This is a genomic window from Cellvibrio sp. pealriver, from assembly GCF_001183545.1.
Taxonomy (GTDB): domain Bacteria; phylum Pseudomonadota; class Gammaproteobacteria; order Pseudomonadales; family Cellvibrionaceae; genus Cellvibrio.
Genome location: NZ_KQ236688.1, coordinates 3290031 through 3308806, shown reverse-complemented (window position 1 = coordinate 3308806; position 18776 = coordinate 3290031). Strand labels below are relative to the sequence as shown.

Annotated in this window: 15 protein-coding genes; 11 read left to right on the top strand and 4 right to left on the bottom strand. The window is 48.0% G+C overall.

Translation table 11 applies throughout. The features are described from left to right. Positions 1-163 precede the first annotated feature (163 nt). The 4 genes from VC28_RS14345 (at position 164) to VC28_RS14330 (ending at position 1962) form a co-directional block, all read left to right on the top strand. The gene (locus tag VC28_RS14345) at positions 164-604 is read left to right on the top strand and encodes a DoxX family protein (protein ID WP_049631237.1); all 441 of its coding nucleotides are present in this window, start codon (positions 164-166) and stop codon (positions 602-604) included. 70 nt (positions 605-674) lie between these two features. After that, positions 675-1367 (top strand): pirin family protein, encoded by a 693-nt coding sequence (locus tag VC28_RS14340; RefSeq protein WP_049631236.1) that lies wholly within the window; start codon positions 675-677, stop codon positions 1365-1367. A gap of 66 nt (positions 1368-1433) precedes the next feature. After that, positions 1434-1682, top strand: coding sequence for a type II toxin-antitoxin system Phd/YefM family antitoxin (locus tag VC28_RS14335; protein WP_049631235.1), 249 nt, complete (start codon positions 1434-1436; stop codon positions 1680-1682). Continuing rightward, positions 1672-1962: a type II toxin-antitoxin system RelE family toxin gene (locus tag VC28_RS14330; protein ID WP_049631234.1), complete on the top strand. Its 291-nt coding sequence runs from the start codon at positions 1672-1674 to the stop codon at positions 1960-1962. The genes VC28_RS14335 and VC28_RS14330 overlap by 11 nt, the downstream gene beginning before the upstream one ends. A gap of 13 nt (positions 1963-1975) precedes the next feature. Here the strand turns inward: VC28_RS14330 and VC28_RS14325 are convergent, their stop codons facing one another. Then, complete coding sequence (locus tag VC28_RS14325; protein ID WP_049631233.1) at positions 1976-2647, bottom strand: fumarylacetoacetate hydrolase family protein; 672 nt, start codon at positions 2645-2647, stop codon at positions 1976-1978. Between the two features lie 33 nt (positions 2648-2680). Beyond that, complete coding sequence (locus VC28_RS14320; protein ID WP_049631232.1) at positions 2681-3220, bottom strand: gamma carbonic anhydrase family protein; 540 nt, start codon at positions 3218-3220, stop codon at positions 2681-2683. A gap of 83 nt (positions 3221-3303) precedes the next feature. Between VC28_RS14320 and prlC the strand changes: the two genes are divergently transcribed. The 6 genes from prlC to VC28_RS14290 all read left to right on the top strand — a co-directional run bounded on the left by prlC (position 3304) and on the right by VC28_RS14290 (position 12696). Beyond that, positions 3304-5376 (top strand): oligopeptidase A, encoded by a 2073-nt coding sequence (prlC, locus tag VC28_RS14315; protein WP_049631231.1) that lies wholly within the window; start codon positions 3304-3306, stop codon positions 5374-5376. Beyond that, positions 5377-5628, top strand: a complete 252-nt coding sequence (locus VC28_RS14310) for a YheV family putative zinc ribbon protein (RefSeq protein WP_049631230.1) — start codon at positions 5377-5379, stop codon at positions 5626-5628. 460 nt (positions 5629-6088) lie between these two features. Next, positions 6089-9160 (top strand): TonB-dependent receptor, encoded by a 3072-nt coding sequence (locus VC28_RS14305; protein WP_049631229.1) that lies wholly within the window; start codon positions 6089-6091, stop codon positions 9158-9160. A gap of 202 nt (positions 9161-9362) precedes the next feature. Beyond that, entirely contained in the window at positions 9363-10085 is a 723-nt protein-coding gene (locus VC28_RS14300) for a SapC family protein (RefSeq protein WP_049631228.1), read from the top strand. A 40-nt stretch (positions 10086-10125) separates the two neighbouring features. Further along, on the top strand, positions 10126-11154 hold the full coding sequence (locus VC28_RS14295) for a cupin-like domain-containing protein (protein WP_049632425.1): 1029 nt from the start codon (positions 10126-10128) through the stop codon (positions 11152-11154). Positions 11155-11211: 57 nt separating this feature from the next. Further along, a complete protein-coding gene (locus VC28_RS14290) occupies positions 11212-12696 on the top strand; it encodes a tryptophan halogenase family protein (RefSeq protein WP_049631227.1) in 1485 nt (494 codons plus the stop codon). Between the two features lie 195 nt (positions 12697-12891). On the opposite strand, the gene VC28_RS14285 is transcribed toward VC28_RS14290, so the two are convergent. Beyond that, positions 12892-15480 carry a glycoside hydrolase family 3 protein gene (locus tag VC28_RS14285; protein ID WP_049631226.1) on the bottom strand — a complete coding sequence of 863 codons (2589 nt, stop codon included), beginning with the start codon at positions 15478-15480 and terminating at the stop codon, positions 12892-12894. 483 nt (positions 15481-15963) lie between these two features. Here VC28_RS14285 and VC28_RS14280 point away from each other — a divergent pair, with 483 nt between their 5' ends. Next, complete coding sequence (locus tag VC28_RS14280) at positions 15964-17937, top strand: carbohydrate-binding protein (RefSeq protein WP_049631225.1); 1974 nt, start codon at positions 15964-15966, stop codon at positions 17935-17937. Positions 17938-18008: 71 nt separating this feature from the next. On the opposite strand, the gene VC28_RS14275 is transcribed toward VC28_RS14280, so the two are convergent. After that, positions 18009-18755, bottom strand: coding sequence for an SDR family oxidoreductase (locus VC28_RS14275; RefSeq protein ID WP_049631224.1), 747 nt, complete (start codon positions 18753-18755; stop codon positions 18009-18011). Positions 18756-18776: the final 21 nt, after the last annotated feature.

Below are 18776 nucleotides of genomic sequence, written 5' to 3'. Positions count from 1 at the left end.
TTTTCCTTTGTTCAAAAAATTTGAAGTAATAACTCAAAATGTTCCGCTTTTTTCTCGCCGGTTACAAGCCTATTCTGGCAACAAGTGAGGCGAACAGCGAAATGCGGCGAGCCAAACCAGAAACCTAATCGCAACTTAGTAATCAAATTTTTTGGAGAACACCATGAGCCTAATCACTAAAGTACTGGCAACTAACAACTCATTCTCTCAACTGGCACTGCGTTTGCCGCTGGGTATTATCTTCGCCGCCCACGGCGCACAGAAATTGTTCGGCTGGTTTGGCGGCTACGGCCTGCAAGGCACTGGGCAGTGGATGGATTCTATTGGCCTCGGTCCCGGCGTATTGATGGCGGCGCTGGCCGGTTCAGCAGAGTTCTTCGGCGGCCTGTTTTTGATTCTTGGTCTGCTCACTCGTCCTACCGCGTTGGTACTGGCATTCACCATGGTGGTGGCGATTTTCTCGGTGCATATCAGCAACGGTTTGTTTATGAGCAACAACGGCTATGAGTTTGGTTTGGCGCTGCTTGCCGGTGCTGTGTCCCTGCTGATCTCCGGCGGCGGCCGTATCAGTGCCGATAGCCTGATCGCCCAACGTGTGCAGTAAATATCAGTAAAAACCCGATTGGATACTTCGCGGCCGGAATTGACCGGCCGCGCAATGAGTGAGGTGTAACATGATCAGTATCAGACGCAGCCATGAACGCGGTGGTGCCAACTTCGGTTGGTTGGATAGTAAGCACACGTTTTCATTTGGCAGTTATTACGATGAGCGCCACATGGGATTTTCTGCGCTGCGCGTGATTAACGATGACCGCGTAACGCCCGGTGCCGGATTTGATACCCATGGTCATCGCGATATGGAAATTATTAGCTACGTGCTCGACGGTGAAATTGCCCATAAAGACAGTGAAGGTAATGTAGCAACATTGCCACCGGGTGAATTTCAGTTGATGTCGGCCGGTAGCGGAATCCGCCACAGCGAATTTAATCCGTCGCGCACTAAAGGCTTACACTTTTTGCAAATCTGGATTCAACCGAATGTGTACGGTGAAGCGCCCGGCTATCAGCAAAAAGATTTTGGCCGCAACCCCGGTTTAACCCTTGCGGTAAGCCCGGACGGCGAAGCCGGAAGTCTGGTAATCAAACAGGATGCGCGCATTTACCAATTGCTATTGGGTGCTAACGAAACCGCGCAATTAAACACGCACAAAAATCGTCATTACTATGTGCATGTGATTGATGGCGAGTTAAAAATTGAGGGTGAATCGGTACGTGCGGGCGATGGTGCAAAACTGGCTGAGATCAGCGAACTGCAGTTGAACGCAACTAAACAACCGGTGAAAGCTTTGGTGTTTGATTTGCCATGATTGATACACTTTACAGAGACCTAATAAAAGACCTATTATTAGGTCTTTTATTAGAGTGATTGCATCATGAGCCATCAAATATTAACCGATGTTGCGGCGAGCATCTCCGACCTTAAAGCAAATCCTATGAAGGTGGTTGCCAGTGGCCAAGGGTTACCGGTAGTAGTATTAAATCGTAACGAGCCAGCGTTCTATTGCGTTCCTGCTGCTGCTTATGAAGCGATGATGGAGCTGATCGATGATATGGAGCTGCTCAAGTTGGTTAAGGCACGCCAAGCGGAAGAATCGGTAAAGGTTTCGTTGGATGACTTATAGCCTCGAATTTAAACAATCTGCGCTCAAGGAATGGCACAAGTTAGGGGCAACGGTAAAAGAACAATTTAAAAAGAAACTGCGGGAGCGGTTGGAGAATCCTCATGTGCCTTCTGCTGCGCTCACCGGTGCGCAGGGGCTTTATAAAATCAAATTGCGCCAGGCGGGCTACCGTTTAGTGTATGAAGTGTGCGATGAGGTTATTACCGTGACAGTTATCGCAATCGGCAAGCGCGATAAAAATGAAGTGTATGAATTGGCACTTGCACGGCTGCGAGAATAATTGTTGAAGTGATCTATAGCCTAGCGATTGATAGGCGTAATTCTTGTGAAAATCCCTCCAATCGCGCCAACAATTCATCACCCTTCTGCACTGGCCCTACACCTGCAGGTGTGCCGGTAAAAATCAAATCGCCGGTTTCCAATTTAAAATAACGCGATATTTGCGCAATCAATTCTGGAATTGGCCACACCATATCGCGCCAGTTGCCGCGTTGTACTTCTTCACCGTTGCGTGTTAAGACTAAATCGCCGTACTTTTCCAAATCCGCTAATGAGCCGGGTTGGATGGCGGTGCAAGGTGCTGAGCCGTCAAAACCTTTGGCAAGTTCCCAGGGGCGGCCTAATTGTTTGGCTTCTTTTTGGCGATCGCGGCAAGTCATGTCAAGGCCCACGGCAAAACCGAAGACATAATCCCTTGCGTCGGTAACAGAAATATTCGCGCCGGATTTGCCAATCGCAATCACCAATTCAAGTTCATGTTCAACTTGTTGTGAAAAATGCGGGTAAATAAAATCATCGCCATTTTGCGCGAGTGCACTTTGCGGTTTGAAAAAGAAAAATGGCGGTTCGCGCTCAGGGTCATGCCCCATTTCGCGCGCGTGTTCGGCATAGTTACGGCCGATACAAATAATTTTGTTGACGGGAAATTCCGTGTTGCTGTCTACGATCGGTAATGCGTATTTCATTTGCTTTCCTTGATGATATTTTTGCTTCAGCTATTACGTGTTTTCGTTGATGTAAGTATCTTTTAATTTCACGTAATTATTGGCCGAGTAGGTAAAAAAACGGCGCTCGGAATCTTTGAGCGGGCGGATTTGTTTGACCGGCGAGCCCATGTACATAAATCCGGATTCAAGGCGTTTGCCCGGTGGCACCAATGAGCCTGCGCCAATCACGACTTCATCTTCTACTATGGCTCCATCGAGAATGGTTGAGCCTATGCCCACTAAAACGCGGTTGCCAATGGTGCAACCGTGCAAGCACACTGAATGGCCAACAGTGACATCATCGCCAATCGTGAGTGGGTGGCCAGCGGGATTGAAATCGCTGGAGTGGGTGATATGCAATACGGAGCCATCCTGCACACTGGTGCGCGCGCCTATGCGGATGCGGTGCATATCGCCGCGGATGACCACGCACGGCCACACCGATGCATCATCGCCGAGCACGACATCGCCAATCACCACCGCGGATTCATCGACAAATACCCGCGCACCTAATTGCGGGGTGTGGCCTTGGTAATTTCTAATCGCGCCCATAGATATTCTCCTCAAAACCCATCGTCATTGTGGGTGGTATGATACGCCAAACCCCGCCCGATTTTCGCCATACGGAGCTATCCATGAGTAACCCTTTATTAGCCAGTCACTTGCTGCCGCCTTTTTCGGCGATCAAGCCTGAGCATGTCACCCCGGCAATCAGTGAATTAATTGAACAAGGGCGAGCGCAATTGGCGCAGTTGCTGGCGAATGTTGCCCAACCGACCTGGGATTCACTGGTGGTGCCTTTGGAGGAACAGGGCGATAAGTTGGATCAGGCCTGGGCACCGGTCAGCCATTTACATTCGGTTTCCAATAGCGATGAGTTGCGCAAAGCCTACACCGAAAGTGTTGCGCTGCTGGCCGACTACTCAACCGAGTTCAGCCAGAACGAAGCGCTGTATCGCGCGTATCAGCAATTGGCCGATAGCGATGAATTTACGCGCTTGACTCAAGCGCAACAGCAAACCATCAACAATGCCCTGCGCGATTTTCGTTTGGGTGGCGTTGCCTTGGATGCAGCGGATAAAAAGCGTTTTGGCGATATTCAAAAACGCTTATCGGAATTGGCTACCCAATTTTCCAACAATGTGTTGGATGCAACCCAAGCCTGGTATAAACAATTTGATAACGCCGATGCGCTGGCCGGATTACCGGAGTCGGCACTTGCACAAGCGGCGCAAGCGGCAGCGCAAAAAAATCTGCAAGGTTATGCAGTCACCTTGGATTTTCCATCTTATTACGCGGTGATGATGTATGCCGATAATCGCGCACTGCGCGAGGAAATTTACACCGCTTATGTGACCCGCGCTTCGGCGCAAGGCAAAAAGGCCGATGGATCTTCTGCTGCTGAATTTGATAACACCGCGATCATTTCCGAGACGCTTGCCTTGCGCCATGAGCTGGCCACATTACTCGGGTTCGATAATTACGCCGAGCGTTCACTGGCGAGCAAAATGGCCGAGTCACCCGCACAAGTGCTGCAGTTTTTGGATGAGCTTGCACAACAATCAAAACCCTATGCCGAGCGCGATTACGCTGAGTTGCGCGCGTTTGCCGCCGCCAATGGCTGCGCCGATTTACAGGCATGGGACACGACCTACTACAGCGAAAAATTGCGCGTAGAAAAGTATTCGGTATCGCAAGAAGAATTGCGCCCGTATTTTCCCGCAGAAAAAGTGATTGCGGGTATGTTTGAGGTGGTACAGCGTTTGTTCGGCATCCAGGTAAAACAGATCGCCGAGTTCGACAGCTATCACCCCGATGTGCGTTTTTATGAAATCGAAAAAAACGGCGCAAAGATCGCGAGTTTTTATCTGGATTTATTTGCGCGCGACAAGAAAAAAGGCGGTGCCTGGATGGCCGATTGCCGCGTGCGCCGCAAAACCGGGCTGGGCGTGCAATTACCCGTCGCGTTTTTAACCTGCAATTTTACCCCGCCGGTAGGCGATACACCCTCGCTGCTCACCCATGATGAAGTGACCACTCTGTTCCATGAATTCGGCCACGGCTTGCACCACATGCTCACCCAAATTGATGTTGCAGCGGTCAGTGGTATTAATGGAGTGGCATGGGATGCGGTGGAATTACCGAGCCAATTTATGGAGAACTGGTGTTGGGAGCCAGAGGCGATTCCGCTGATCTCCGGCCACTACCAAACCGGTGAGCCGCTGCCGCAATCCCTGCTCAATAAAATGCTGGCTGCCAAAAATTTCCAATCCGGTTTGCAAATGATCCGCCAACTGGAATTTTCCATTTTCGATTTCCGTATGCACGCGCAATACAATCCGGCCGCGCCCAAATCCGCACAGGATGTATTAAATGAAGTGCGCGATCAGGTGGCGGTCATCAAGCCGCCTGCGTTTAATCGTTTTGAAAATAGCTTCAGTCACATTTTTGCCGGTGGTTACGCCGCCGGTTACTACAGCTACAAATGGGCTGAAGTATTGTCCGCCGATGCTTACTCGCGCTTTGAAGAGGAAGGAATTTTCAACGCGCAAACTGGCGAGAGTTTTCTGCAGGAAATTTTGCAGCAGGGCGGCAGCAAGGCACCCATGGAGCTGTTTAAAAATTTCCGCGGGCGCGAGCCGAAGATCGACGCGTTGTTGCGTCACTCCGGGTTCTCTCCTTCTGAAACGTCGGATGAGGCAGCGTAAATGGCTTACAGCACAAAACGTCGTTTCGTCGCAGGCGCGGTTTGCCCGCGCTGTTCAGAAATGGACAAGCTCGTCGTGTTCAACGAGGAGGGTAAGGACTACCGCGAATGTGTCGCCTGTGGCTATAAAGAGGAAATGCGTTTCAAGCCGGTGGCGCGGGAGTTGGAAACCCGCGTAAACCAGACCGAAGAAGACAAGCGCGATGCCGTGCAGGTCATCAACATCCTTCCCTTCAGTAAACCGGATCAATGATCTTTAATTGCTAATCAAAATATTTTCATAGATGAATATACGGGTGGCAGTAATGCCATCCGTTACGGCTTTCTTCATCGTTAGCCACTCAATTGACATCGCTGTCATTTCATCAGTAAAAACACCTTCTAAAAGTGCTACCAATAAGCCGATTTGTTGTGCGGAGTGTGGCCTGCCGTAACACTTATTGTTTGTTTGAATAGAAGCTGGTTCGTTTATGTTGTGGTCAATATGAATATATGATACTTGTATTCAAGTCGGCACTGTCCGTGACGAGCTGCCTCCTATCTGTGTTTAACAATAATTCGCAGTGAAGGGGTAATTGACGTCAGTCCTGTGCTTGTCTCCATCGCTTTTGGCTAGAAGTGATGGAGGGCTTAAACACCATCGGCACGTTTAAGCCCAATTCTTGGCGGTATTAGTAAAAAGTCCTGAACATAATTAGATTAAGGAGTGCTACATGTATCAAACAGCAAAATTCAAAAAGAAACTCATTGCCACAGTCATCGCATCTACTGCCGTTACCGGCTTTAGTGGTTTTGCCGTCGCGCAAGATGAAAGCGTTGAAGAAGTTATGGTGACCGGTATCCGTGCGTCTCTAGAGCGTTCGATGGATACCAAACGTAATTCGGCGGGCGTCGTGGATGCGATTAGCTCGGAAGACATTGGTAAGTTCCCTGATACCAACCTGGCAGAATCCCTGCAGCGTATCACTGGTGTATCCATCAGCCGTTCAAACGGTGAAGGTTCACAAATCACCGTGCGTGGCTTCGGCGCAGACAACAACATGGTGACCCTGAATGGCCGTACTATGCCAGCAGCATCAACCAGCAACGGTGGTGGCGGTGATTCCCGGGCGTTTGACTTTGCAAACCTCGCGTCAGAAGGTATTAGCGGTGTAGAGGTTTATAAAACAGGTAAAGCGAATATCACTACCGGTGGTATTGGTGCGACCGTCAATGTTAAAACTGCCAAACCACTGGATAATCCAGGCTTGGTAGCAAGCGCTGGCGTCAAAGCCGTTATGGATACCACTAACCGTGCTGGTGATGACGTAACTCCGGAAGCATCAGGCCTGTTCAGCTGGGCCAATGACGATTCCACTTTCGGTGTGGCCGTGAGTGCTAGCCATCAGCAGCGCGATTCAGGCACTGTTGGCGCTACAGTTAACGATTGGGGTATCTACACTTGGGACAGCGTTAATGCACCACAAAGAACGTGGAACAACGCTAATGCCGAGGTGATCAATGCACCGGATGAGGGTCAGCTGTACTCGCGCTTCTATGACTTGCGCTATGAGTTTATCGACACTCAACGTACTCGCGACAACGCACAGTTAACCCTTCAGTTTGCTCCTACGGAAGATTTTACCGCTACCGTGGATTACACCTTTGCGGAAAATGAAATCAAGTCACAGTTGGGTCAAGCGGGCAACTGGATGCAGCAACAAGGCAATTTCCAGGCTGTTGAATTTGATAACCAAGAGATCGCAACCATGATCTATGCCAAAGAGGCATACGGTAATGCGATTGATGAAGGTTTTGAACAACAGTGGAGAGAGCAAACCAACACATTGGATTCTCTTGGCGTAAACTTGAGTTATCAGGTGACTGATGCCCTCTCGTTCGACCTGGACGTACACGATTCAGAAATGCACAGCCGCGGTACTGGCCCTCACGGTACCGGCTCTATCCGTATGGCGCTCGCAGCTCCTGTTGTTGTTGAGCGGGAGTGGTTTTTTGGCGGAGAATTCCCCACCTATCTGAACGTTTATGATGATTCACGCCGTCAAAGACCCCAGTCAGCGATAGATCAACAGGCTTGGACACCTAATGGCCAGGTTGATCCAAGCGACCTCAGCTCAACCATGCTCAACCTGGATCAAGCGGATCAGTTATCGTCTGTTACCCAGATTAAACTTGATGGTCGTTACGAGCTTGACAACGGTCACTTTGATTTCGGTATAGAGTCCCGTGAAATGGAATCTAACACCCGCCGCTATGCGTCAGGAAACATTTCTCTGGGCAACTGGGATGGTAACTACCCAGGTGAGTTTGGCAATCTGATTCGTCCTTTTGATCTTCAGGGTGAGTTTGATGACTTCTCTCCAAAAGCGGGTGGTTATGGCTTTATTGCCAACGCTGCCGAGCTGTATGAAGCTGCCATGACTATCCCTCGTTACAGCAGCATATTGCCTGCAAAAATGAACCAGTCTGCCCATAACATTGTGGTGGAAGACATGCAGTCCGCTTACTTCCAGGTTGGCTTGGAAGGTAATGTGGGGAATATGCCGTTCAGTGTTTTGACCGGTTTGCGCTATGAGACCACCGATGTAGACTCAAGCTCTTTGTCCTCTGCTTACTTCTACCGCTGGGAGAGCGACAACGACGTTTCCATCAACGTTGATACATCCAAACCACAAACGTTGGCTTCTGCCAAAGCCAGCTATGACAATCTGCTGCCTAGCTTCGATTTAACATTGAATGTGACCGATGATGTGGTTAGCCGCTTCTCGTTCAGCAAAACCATTGCCAGAGCGGGCTTGGGTTCACTGGGCGTATCCGCCTCCAACTTCGGCAGCGGTGGTGGTCCTACCTATTTGGGCGCTATTCCAACAGCGAGCGCATCAAACCCTGGCTTGTTACCTTTGGAGTCAACTAACTTCGACCTCTCCGTGGAGTGGTATTACGATGAGGGTAGCTACGCTTCTATTGGCGTGTTTGAAAAAAATGTGAAGAACTTTATTGGTTCTGAACAAGTAAACCGCTCGTTGCTAGGTATTCGCAACTCGACTAACGGTCCTCGTGTAGAGGCAGCAGCAGCACAGTTGAAAGCCGCTGGAATCGCCGTTAGCGACGTGTCCCTGTTCAGCCAAACGGCATACAACGAGTTTGTCGTTTTACCTGGCGGCGGTCTCAATGCAGCTTGGGTAGCTGAATTTGGTAACACTGCTTACACAGGAACACCTGAGCAAGATCAGTTTATCCTCGCTCAACCGGGTTGGGATATTTACGACAACGCAAGTGATCCGCTGGCCGTGTTTAGAACCAATACGCCAAACAACGGACGCGAAGCTAAAATCCACGGTATCGAACTCGCCGTGCAACACTTCTTCGGCGATACCGGTTTTGGTGTTCAGGCTAACTACACCTTGGTTCGTGGTGACGTAGGCTTCGATAACCTGGGTTCACCAACCGAGTCTCAATTTGCGTTGGTTGGTTTGAGCGATACTGCAAACCTGTCAGGTATATACGAAAACGACCGCTTCCAGGCGCGTATTGCGTATAACTGGCGTGGCGAGTACTTGAATGAGACAAGCAGAGGTGGTTTCAGTAACCCACGTTATATCGAGGATTATTCTCAAATCGATCTTAACCTGAGTTACTCGGTGACTGACGCACTGACGGTGTCTTTGGAAGGTATCAACATCACTGGTGAAGACAGCCGTTCACACGGCCGTAATTACGCGATGATGTGGGATATGTACGATTTGGGTGCTCGTTACCAAATTGGCGCTCGCTACACGTTTTAATTAAATCACTAGATTCAATTAAACGTCTTATCGTTGATAAGTTAAAAAGCCGCTGAAAAGCGGCTTTTTAATTTCTTCTGGCTTTTTAATTTCATCTGAAACGTTATTGCATTCTCAGATATGCTTTACTTATATGCGCCGCATCAAATACAAATAAAATTTTACCAATACCCATGGGTTTTAAAGGTCTGGACATCAAGCAATGGCAAACACAGTATTATTGAATAACCTGGCACACCAGGATTTAAAAGTAGTCACCCGCTTCGGAGCCGAATTTGGCGATAATGTCAGTAGTGCATTAGCCTTCCCTACCGAATTTATTGAGCTGCAAAAAGAATATCCAATCCTGTTCAGAAAAAATCCTGAAACACAAAAATTTCACGCAACCGTTTTGTTGGGGTTGAGCCAAGGTGAAAACCTGTTTTTAAATCCAACTGTAAAAGCAGGGTGGGATGCGTATTACATTCCCGCGGTGATTGCGCGAGGCCCCTTCCTGATCGGCTTCCAGTCTGATGCGGACAAGCATAAAGTGCCCGTCATTCATATCGATTTGGATCATCCGAAAGCCAATGGTGAAAAAGGTTATCCATTATTTTTGGAGCATGGCGGTAACGGTCCATATTTGGATCACGTTGCCAGTATTTTGAAAATTATTCACGAAGGCATTGCGATGCAAGATGCAATGTTCAATGCGTTTACCGAGCTTGGTTTAATTGAGCCTGTCGATATAGAAATCGATTTACATAATGGTGAGAAACATCGTTTGGTAGGTAACTTCACTATTCATGAAGAAAAATTGATGGCGCTCGGTGGTGAGCAATTGGAAAAATTGAACAAGCTGGGATTTTTATCTCTCGCCTATGCAGTAATAAGCTCAATGACAAACATTCGAAAATTGACAGAAATCAAAAATAAAAGAAAGTAAGGTTGTCAGAATAGCCTAAAAAGTCAGCGTGAAAAATATTATGTCAATGATTACCGCTAGAACAAACGTTATTACTGATTGCCGGGCTTTGGATGAAGAAATATTTTCATCCAAAGAACCGGTTGTGATTAAGGGTTTAGTCAATCACTGGAAACTTGCTGAACAAGGGCGACAATCAGATAGTCATGCAATCCACTATTTAAAGTCCCACTACAACGGGGCTCCTTCAACGGCCTCTATTGGATCACCTGATATCAAAGGTCGTTTCTTTTACAACGAAGAACGGACACAGCTAAATTATGATTCCCGCACCATGCGCGTGGATGAAGTCCTTGATCTGATTCAGGCAGGTTTTAACGAACAGAATCCCACATCGTATTACATTGCGTCGAATGTTATCGACACACACTTTCCCGATTTCAGGCGCGAGAATGACATTGTTATCCCGCGGCCTGAATCGATAGTTCCGCTTGAAGATCTACGCATCAGCATCTGGATTGGCAATCGCACCACTGCGTGTTGCCACTACGATGCTTCGGATAATTTAGCCTGCTGCGTAGTGGGCAAGCGCAGGTTCACCCTTTTCCCTCCTGACCAAATTGCTAATTTGTATCCGGGGCCTTTAACACCGACTCCAGGTGGGCAAGCATTGAGCATGGTGGATTTTAATAATCCCGACTTCACACAATATCCAAAATTTGCCGATGCGATTCAACACGGCCAAATTGCTGAGCTGGAAGCAGGTGATGCGTTGTACCTGCCAAGCATGTGGTGGCACCAGGTTGAAGCGCTCAATGCTTTTAATGTGCTGGTAAATTACTGGTGGAGTAATTCACCGAAATATATGGGTGCTGCTACCAACGTGTTGTACCACGCGTTGTTGAGTTTGCGCGATAAACCGGAGCACGAAAAGTTGGGGTGGAAACACATTTTTGACTACTACATTTTTGGTGATGCTGAACAAGCTGCCGAACATTTGCCGGAGCCAGCGCGAGGGTATCTGGGTGAAATGGATTTGGCAAAAAGTAAAATGCTGCGTGCGATGCTGCTGAATAAACTTAACCGTTAAATGTTTTATTTATCTGCAAATATATTGACGAATACGATTAATTGATGAGCTGTGGCGATGAAAAATAATAGTGTGAAAAAAGTGGTAATTGCGGGTGGTGGTACTGCAGGTTGGGTTGCTGCGGCTGCCCTGTCCAAGCAGCTGGGAAAACTTTTGGATGTGGTACTGGTTGAGTCTGATCAAATTGGAACCGTCGGTGTGGGCGAAGCCACTATCCCGCCGATGAGGACATTTCACTCATTGCTAGGGATTGATGAACAAGAGTTTATGCGCGCGACCGAAGCGGTTTTCAAGCTTGGGATTTCGTTTAAAAATTGGGGTCAAATTGGCGATGAATATATTCACCCTTTTGGGTCAACCGGCCAGGGTAGTTACCTCGCTGATTTTCAACATTTTTGGTTGCATGCAAAAAGCAAAGGTATAAACGCGGAGTTTGGTGAGTACAGTTTGGAGGTGCAGGCGGCTAAAGCAAATAAGTTTGCTACGTCAAAAACAGGCACCATCAATTATGCTTATCATCTTGATGCTACCCGCTACGCACAATTTTTACGTCAATTTAGTGAAAGGCATGGTGCCAAGCGTATTGAAGGAAAAATTCAGCAGGTGCAGCAGCACCCTGATGGCGATATCAAGGCGCTCTTATTGGAGTCGGGCGAGCTTATTGAAGGTGATTTATTTATCGATTGCACCGGCTTTACCGGCCTGTTGATAGATAAAACCTTAAACACACCTTATGAAGATTGGTCTCACTGGCTGCCCTGTAACAGCGCTATCGCGATACAAACCGAATCGGTAGAACCACCCAAGCCTTATGTTACCTGTACTGCCCATCATGCCGGTTGGCAGTGGCATATTCCCCTTCAGCATCGCGTTGGTAATGGAAATGTGTTTTGCAGTGACTTTATGTCTGACGATCAAGCAAAAGCGCATCTTTTAAATAATGTTAGAGGGAAAGTGTTAACAGATCCGAGGGTTATAAAATATAAAACCGGGCGGCGCAAAGTTTTTTGGAATCAAAATTGTATTGCGTTGGGGCTTTCGAGTGGGTTTGTCGAACCGCTGGAATCAACCAGTATCTATCTGTTTATGATCGGTATTGTTCGGCTGATGAACATGTTTCCCTTTAATGGCATTACGGAATCCGTTATCAAAGAATATAATCAACAATTGATAGCGGAATTGGAAAATATTCGCGATTTTATTATTTTGCATTATCACGTAACGTCACGTGAAGACAGTGAGTTCTGGCGCTATTGTAAAAATATGAGTGTTCCAGAATCATTGTCCCATCGGCTTGAATTATTTAAAGAGCATGCGCTGTCTTATCAGGATAGTCGGGAGTTGTTCAGGCGTGATTCGTGGCTGCACGTTATGCTGGGTCAAGGTCTTATGCCACAGCATTACCATTCGATATTTCAGACTATGTCGGATGAGGAGATGATCGGACATCTTTCCAAAATGCGCACAACAATTGCTGAGGTAGTCGAAAAGTTGCCGATGCATCACGAATTTGTTGACCATTATTGTAAATCTCAGCGGTAAATCCGGAATGGCCGTTTGACGATTAATATTTTTATCGATTGCATGTAAATCAATCGGTATGCCGGTCTGATAAAAAAGCAGAGACAAATAAAAACGCGAATAAAAACCCACATTAAAAATTTATACAGTAATACAAAAAGCAAAAAGCCCGATCAGTTTTGCTGATCGGGCTTTTTATTTATGCAACGAGTGGTATTACGGACAGGCTACATCTTTGCCTGCACCTTTTACCACGCTTACTTTAGCGAAGGTAATATCCATAGTGCCGCTGGTGATCAGCGAGAAAGGTTGCAGGATTTGTGTCCAGAACTCTTCTGGTGGTTGTGCGATACCGAAGTTGGCACCGGATTGCGGATAGCACTTGAATGGCACAGTGACTGTTTGCCAGCCTTGACCGGCGAAGCCCTTGAGTTTTTCGCTCAGGTCGATGTCCGATGCACAGTAAGAGCCGCAGCCCAAACGCAAGTAGGCAACCGCACTGGGTGCTGCATCAACTTTAATATCAAACACCAGCGCGGAATCACTGTTGTAGTAGTTGATGAAGTCCTGACGGTTGGCGACTGATAATGCCACTTGGCCATTGCCGGAGCCGTTCCACTCTACGCGGCGCGCATCTTCCTGCATATCGCGGTCAACCGCTTTAATGGTGAGCGACGAGGCTTTAACAGTGTTGCTGTTCATCGGCACTATGTCGTTTTGGTAGCCGATAATTTCCAACTGCCATGGCTCCATTGGACGACGGTTGAAAATTTCCAATACATCCAATGCTTCAGCGGCTTTCAGGCCATCTTCCGGCAAGTCATCACCCAGGGTGTTTTTGTCGGCGTAACTCATGCCATAACCGTATGCGAACAGCGGATCGTAATTCGCATCGCCTTTATTGAGCGGCGTTTGGTCAGGATGTTTTGGCCAGGAGAAGCTCAGGCGGCCTTTAACATCGTAATTGATTTCACCAGCAGCATTTTTGAAGATCACATCCGCAACACCTGCACCTTCGGTGCCTGGTTGCCAGATAGCAACAAACGCATCAGACGCGTTGAGCTCGCGGTTAACCCACAATGGGCGACCGGTGATAAACAGGGATACGACAGGAATGCCCTGACTGCGCAGTTTTTTCAGCAGCTCCAGATCGGTTGGATTGCGTGGTTTGTAGGCGAGCATGCCCACATCGCCCTGCATTTCCGCGTAAGGGTCTTCACCGAAAACGACAATGGCGACATCGGGTTTGTCACTAAATGAACCATCCACACTCAGAGTAGCGGTACCGCCTGCAGCGCTTACCACTTCATTGATACCGCCATAAATGGAAGTGGCGCCAGGGAAATCGGAGTTTACGTTACCGGTGCCTTGCCAGGTCACAGACCAGCCGCCAGCTTGTTTTCCGATATTGTCAGCACCATCGCCTGCTACCAATACTTTTTGGTTGCGTGCGAGCGGCAGCAGGTTGTTTTTGTTTTTCAGCATCACCAGCGATTCACGCACCGCCTGACGGGCAACTGCGCGATGCTCAGGTGCACCCAGCAGTTCTTTCTTGCCGGCCAATGGGCGGGTAGATGGAGCACCTTTCTCGAACAGACCGGCACGGATTTTCACGCGCAGGATACGGCGCACCGCATCGTCCAAACGCTCGGCAGTGACTTCACCGGATTTGGCTTGTGCGAGCAAGTTGTTGTACAGGTCTTTCCAGTTGGGCTCCGGCACCATATAAATGTCCAAACCGGCCATCAGCGATTCAGGACAATCCACTGCGGTACAACCGGGGATAAAACTGTGGCCGCTCCAGTCGCCCACGACCAAACCGTCAAAGCCCATTTGGCCTTTGAGTACGTCGGTCAGCAGGTATTTGTGGCCGTGCATGCGGGTGCCATCCCAGCTGGTGAAGGAGGCCATCACTGCTTGTACGCCTGATTCCAGCGCACTGAAGTAACCCGCGCCATGGATGTCGCGCAAGTGTTGTTCATCGCCTTGGGTTGGGCCGCGGTCAACGCCGTTCAAGGTGCCGCCATCGCCAATAAAGTGTTTGGCAGTTGCGATTACATGGTTGTTGGACAGGAACTCTTCAGAGCCGCCTTTGCCTTGCAGGCCTTCGACCATCTTGCCAGCAAAGTCACCGACGATTTTTGGATCTTCAGACCAGCTTTCATAAGCGCGGCCCCAGCGGTCATCACGCGCTACAGCAACTGTAGGTGAGAAGTCCCAATCCAGACCTGTTACGGCGATTTCAACAGCCGTCACACGGCCGATTTCTTTCAACAGCTCAGGGTTATTGGTCGCACCCAGCGCAATGTTGTGCGGGAACAAGGTTGCGCCAATCACGTTACCCAAACCGTGTACTGCATCGGTACCCCACATAATGGGAATACCAATACGGCCGTTGGATTTATCAACCGACGCGTTATAGAAGCTGTCGGCCAGATTGACCCAGTCTTCCATCGTTGCGTACTTGTTGCTGCCGGGGGTACTACCGCCACCGTTCAGCACGGAACCCACGTGATACTGTTTTATATCCTCAGGGGTCAGGAATTTGATTTCGGGTTGAATGACTTGGCCGATTTTCTCTTCCAGCGTCATCTTGGCCAGCAGCTCTTCAATACGCTGTTCAACAGCCGGATCTTTTTTAACCGCACTGGTGATTGCAGGCCATTCCACAGTGGTGGCAGTGGATGTTGCAGCCGGTGGAGTGGTAGCCGAAGGCGCTTCTGTTTTTTGGGAGTCGCAACCAGCGAGTAGTGATAGTAGAACGGCACCGGAAACCAGCGACCGAAGCTGTACTTTATTGTTCATAGTGGAAGACCTGTTATGTAAGCAGTGACTTGTTATTTAAACAATCAATGGCAAAGCGATTAACCATACCGAATGGAATGCCAAATGAGGCGAGCCAAAAAAGGGCGCGATAATAATCAATATTGGTTATATGCAACAGCCAAAATAGCTGCAGCATAAATATTCGCTTATAAAAGGTAGCAGTTGATGGCAATCCTGCGAATAAACTTTACCTTTTATGATCGAAAAATTCTCCAGAGGCAGTGATTTGCAAGAAATATTGGGTATATAAAAAACAGGTTTTTATCCATAAAACATCCTGTCTCTTTTAAAAGCATATCCGCCGATGCTCATATGCGAAAAGATTGCAACAGAGCACATGTGTTCCGCATCCCAAAATCGACAAGCTCTTCTACACTGAAAAAGGATAAATACCATCTGACCATATTTAGATTCATATCACTCGGCTCGCAAAACGTATGCGGTTGTAGTTTTGGAGGAACCATGTTCAAGAAAAAAGAGCTCACACGCTTAGGTGACATACTTGTCAGTAAGGGATTGATAACGCCCGCACAGCTCGATCTTGCTATTGCGGAGCAATCCCGTCGGAAACGCTTACTGGATCCTTCGGACAGCACGGCAACTGTCGCACCTATTGGTGAAATTTTAATTGAGCTGGGTTTTATTGACCGGTTACAACTCAAGCGAGGCCTGAATTGGCAATTGCGTTTGCGTCATGCCTCTATCGCAATGGCTTTGTGCGCACCATTCATGATGTTTGCTCCCAGTATTGCCCGCGCGGCTCCCATCACTGTTGAGGCGGAAAATTATTCAACCATGAGCGGTGTGTGGAATGAAAACACTCAGGATGTTGGTGGTGGGATGAATACCGGCAATATCGGCACCGGTGATTGGATGACGTACAACAACATCAATATTCCTGCCGATGGTACTTACAAAATCATTTACCGTGTGGCGAGCTTGAGCGCAGGTGGAAGTTTTCAATTGAAATCAGGGTCTGCCGTTTTGGATACAGTGACTGTGCCAGTAACTGGTGGGTGGCAAAAATGGGTTGATGTTGAGAGCACCGTTATGCTCACCGCGGGAACACACAACCTGACCCTGATCGCAACCCTGGGTGGATTCAATATCAATTGGTTTAAGATTGAAAATGTAACTGCGCCCTTGGCTGCTTCAAGCAGTTCATCTGTTGCGAGTGTTGCAAGCAGTTCAGCTGCATCCAGTACGCCCGCAATAACACCGACAGATTATTCAGTGGTTATCCAGGCTGAAAATTATACGACCATGTTTGGTGTTTGGAATGAACCCACAAAAGATGTCGGTGGCGGGCAAAATACGGGCAACATCAATACTGGCGACTGGATGAATTATTCCGGCACCAATGTGAAATTACCCATCACTGGTAAATACAAAATTACCTATCGTGTGGCCAGTCTGAATGGTGGTGGTGTTCTTCAATTGAAGGAGGCCAGCACGAATACACCTTATCAAGAGGTGAGTATTCCAAAAACAGGCGCATGGCAAACCTGGGTCGATGTGGAAACGGAAGTCGATTTGACAGAAGGTGATCACCAGTTTGCGATTTTTGCAAAAGTAGGCGGGTTCAATGTGAACTGGTTTAAGATCGAGCCTATAGGCACGCCTATGCCATTGACTATTCAAGCAGAAAATTATTCTGCAATGAGCGGTGTTTGGAATGAAAATACTGCTGATGTTGGCGGTGGTCAAAACACCGGCAACATCAATACTGGTGATTGGATGGATTACAAAAATGTTGAAGTGTTTATTCCCAAAACCGCCAACTACAAAGTGACTTATCGTGTTGCCAGCCTGAGTGCAGGAGGGCAATTTACATTTCATAAAGCGGGGACTTCTACCATTTTTGATACGGTGTCTGTACCAGTAACAGGCGGTTGGCAAAAATGGGTCAGTGTTGAACGCACGGTAACCTTACCTGCAGGAAAACATTCCTTCGGTATTAAAGCATTATTGGGTGGGTTTAATGTGAATTGGTTTAAAATCGAACCTATCGCTACAAATCCGGTCAGCCCACCGACGGTAAGCAGTTCATCAAGTTCATCCGCTCCTGCGGTCAGTTCGTCCAGCTCTTCAAAAGCAGCGATCAGTTCATCAAGTTCATCAAAACCGGCGGTGAGTTCTTCAAGTTGGTCATCATCATCGGCAGCAAGTGGCCAACATGTTGCAGGGCCAGTGGGGATAAGTTGGACCGCGCCGAATAAACGTGAAAATGGTAATTATCTGGATATTACCGAAGTGGGTGGCTATGAAATCCGCTACAAAAAAACCACCGACGCAAAATTTACCTACATCAGTATTAATGATGCATGGACAACAACCTATAACTTCCCTTGGTTAGAAGGAGAATATATTTTCCAGATTGCTGCCTTTGATAAAAATGGCGTTTACAGTCCGTTTGTTGATATCCAGCGGCAGTAATTTTTTAAAGGATGCAAACAAAAAACGGCAGATATTTTTCTGCCGTTTTTTATTGGAGAATGTTTTTGATCTTAACGCCCTCCACTGACATCTACCAAACTGCCGGTTATGTATGAAGCATCATCGGATAATAACCATAAGATAGTTTTAGCAACTTCCTCTGGCTCACCTGCGCGTTGCATGGGTATTGAGGGCGCGATACGTTTAATCCGCTCTGGTTCCCCCCCTTTTGCATGCAGCTCGGTGTTGATAATGCCCGGGCGGACGCAATTAACACGAATCCCTTCACTCACAACTTCTTTGGCAAGTCCGAGTGTGAAAGTATCAATCGCCCCTTTGCTAGCCGCATAATCAATATATTCAAAGGGTGCACCAAAGCGTGATGCCACTGATGAAATATTCACAATTGCACCACCATTGCCACCGTTATGTGTGCTCATACGTTTAACGGCTTCGCGTGCACAGATAAAACTACCAATCACATTCACCGAAAAGGTTTTTTCCAATTCGGCCACTTGCATGTCGCGGAATAATTTTTGGCGCAAAATCGCCGCGTTATTTATCAAGGCATCCAAACGTCCAAAATGCGCATCCACTTGATCAAACACACGCAACACATCTTGTTCGATACTGACATCTGCCTGAATGCACAGAGCCTTTCGGCCGAGCGCAATAATTTTTCCAGCGATCACCTCTGCCTGGGAACGGTTATGTAAATACGTAATCGCAACATCGTAACCGCGCTCGGCGGCAAACAGTGCAGTTGTCGCACCTATGCCGCTGCTTGCGCCGGTAATTAACACAACGGGGTTATTCATATGCCGCGCCTTTTGATAACA

Excerpts from the sequence above, each read along its gene's own strand:
- VC28_RS14345 (WP_049631237.1), top strand. The coding sequence starts at position 164 with ATGAGCCTAATCACTAAAGTACTGGCAACTAACAACTCATTCTCTCAA.
- VC28_RS14340 (WP_049631236.1), top strand. The coding sequence starts at position 675 with ATGATCAGTATCAGACGCAGCCATGAACGCGGTGGTGCCAACTTCGGT.
- VC28_RS14335 (WP_049631235.1), top strand. The coding sequence starts at position 1,434 with ATGAGCCATCAAATATTAACCGATGTTGCGGCGAGCATCTCCGACCTT.
- VC28_RS14330 (WP_049631234.1), top strand. The coding sequence starts at position 1,672 with ATGACTTATAGCCTCGAATTTAAACAATCTGCGCTCAAGGAATGGCAC.
- VC28_RS14325 (WP_049631233.1), bottom strand. The coding sequence starts at position 2,647 with ATGAAATACGCATTACCGATCGTAGACAGCAACACGGAATTTCCCGTC.
- VC28_RS14320 (WP_049631232.1), bottom strand. The coding sequence starts at position 3,220 with ATGGGCGCGATTAGAAATTACCAAGGCCACACCCCGCAATTAGGTGCG.
- prlC (WP_049631231.1), top strand. The coding sequence starts at position 3,304 with ATGAGTAACCCTTTATTAGCCAGTCACTTGCTGCCGCCTTTTTCGGCG.
- VC28_RS14310 (WP_049631230.1), top strand. The coding sequence starts at position 5,377 with ATGGCTTACAGCACAAAACGTCGTTTCGTCGCAGGCGCGGTTTGCCCG.
- VC28_RS14305 (WP_049631229.1), top strand. The coding sequence starts at position 6,089 with ATGTATCAAACAGCAAAATTCAAAAAGAAACTCATTGCCACAGTCATC.
- VC28_RS14300 (WP_049631228.1), top strand. The coding sequence starts at position 9,363 with ATGGCAAACACAGTATTATTGAATAACCTGGCACACCAGGATTTAAAA.
- VC28_RS14295 (WP_049632425.1), top strand. The coding sequence starts at position 10,126 with ATGTCAATGATTACCGCTAGAACAAACGTTATTACTGATTGCCGGGCT.
- VC28_RS14290 (WP_049631227.1), top strand. The coding sequence starts at position 11,212 with ATGAAAAATAATAGTGTGAAAAAAGTGGTAATTGCGGGTGGTGGTACT.
- VC28_RS14285 (WP_049631226.1), bottom strand. The coding sequence starts at position 15,480 with ATGAACAATAAAGTACAGCTTCGGTCGCTGGTTTCCGGTGCCGTTCTA.
- VC28_RS14280 (WP_049631225.1), top strand. The coding sequence starts at position 15,964 with ATGTTCAAGAAAAAAGAGCTCACACGCTTAGGTGACATACTTGTCAGT.
- VC28_RS14275 (WP_049631224.1), bottom strand. The coding sequence starts at position 18,755 with ATGAATAACCCCGTTGTGTTAATTACCGGCGCAAGCAGCGGCATAGGT.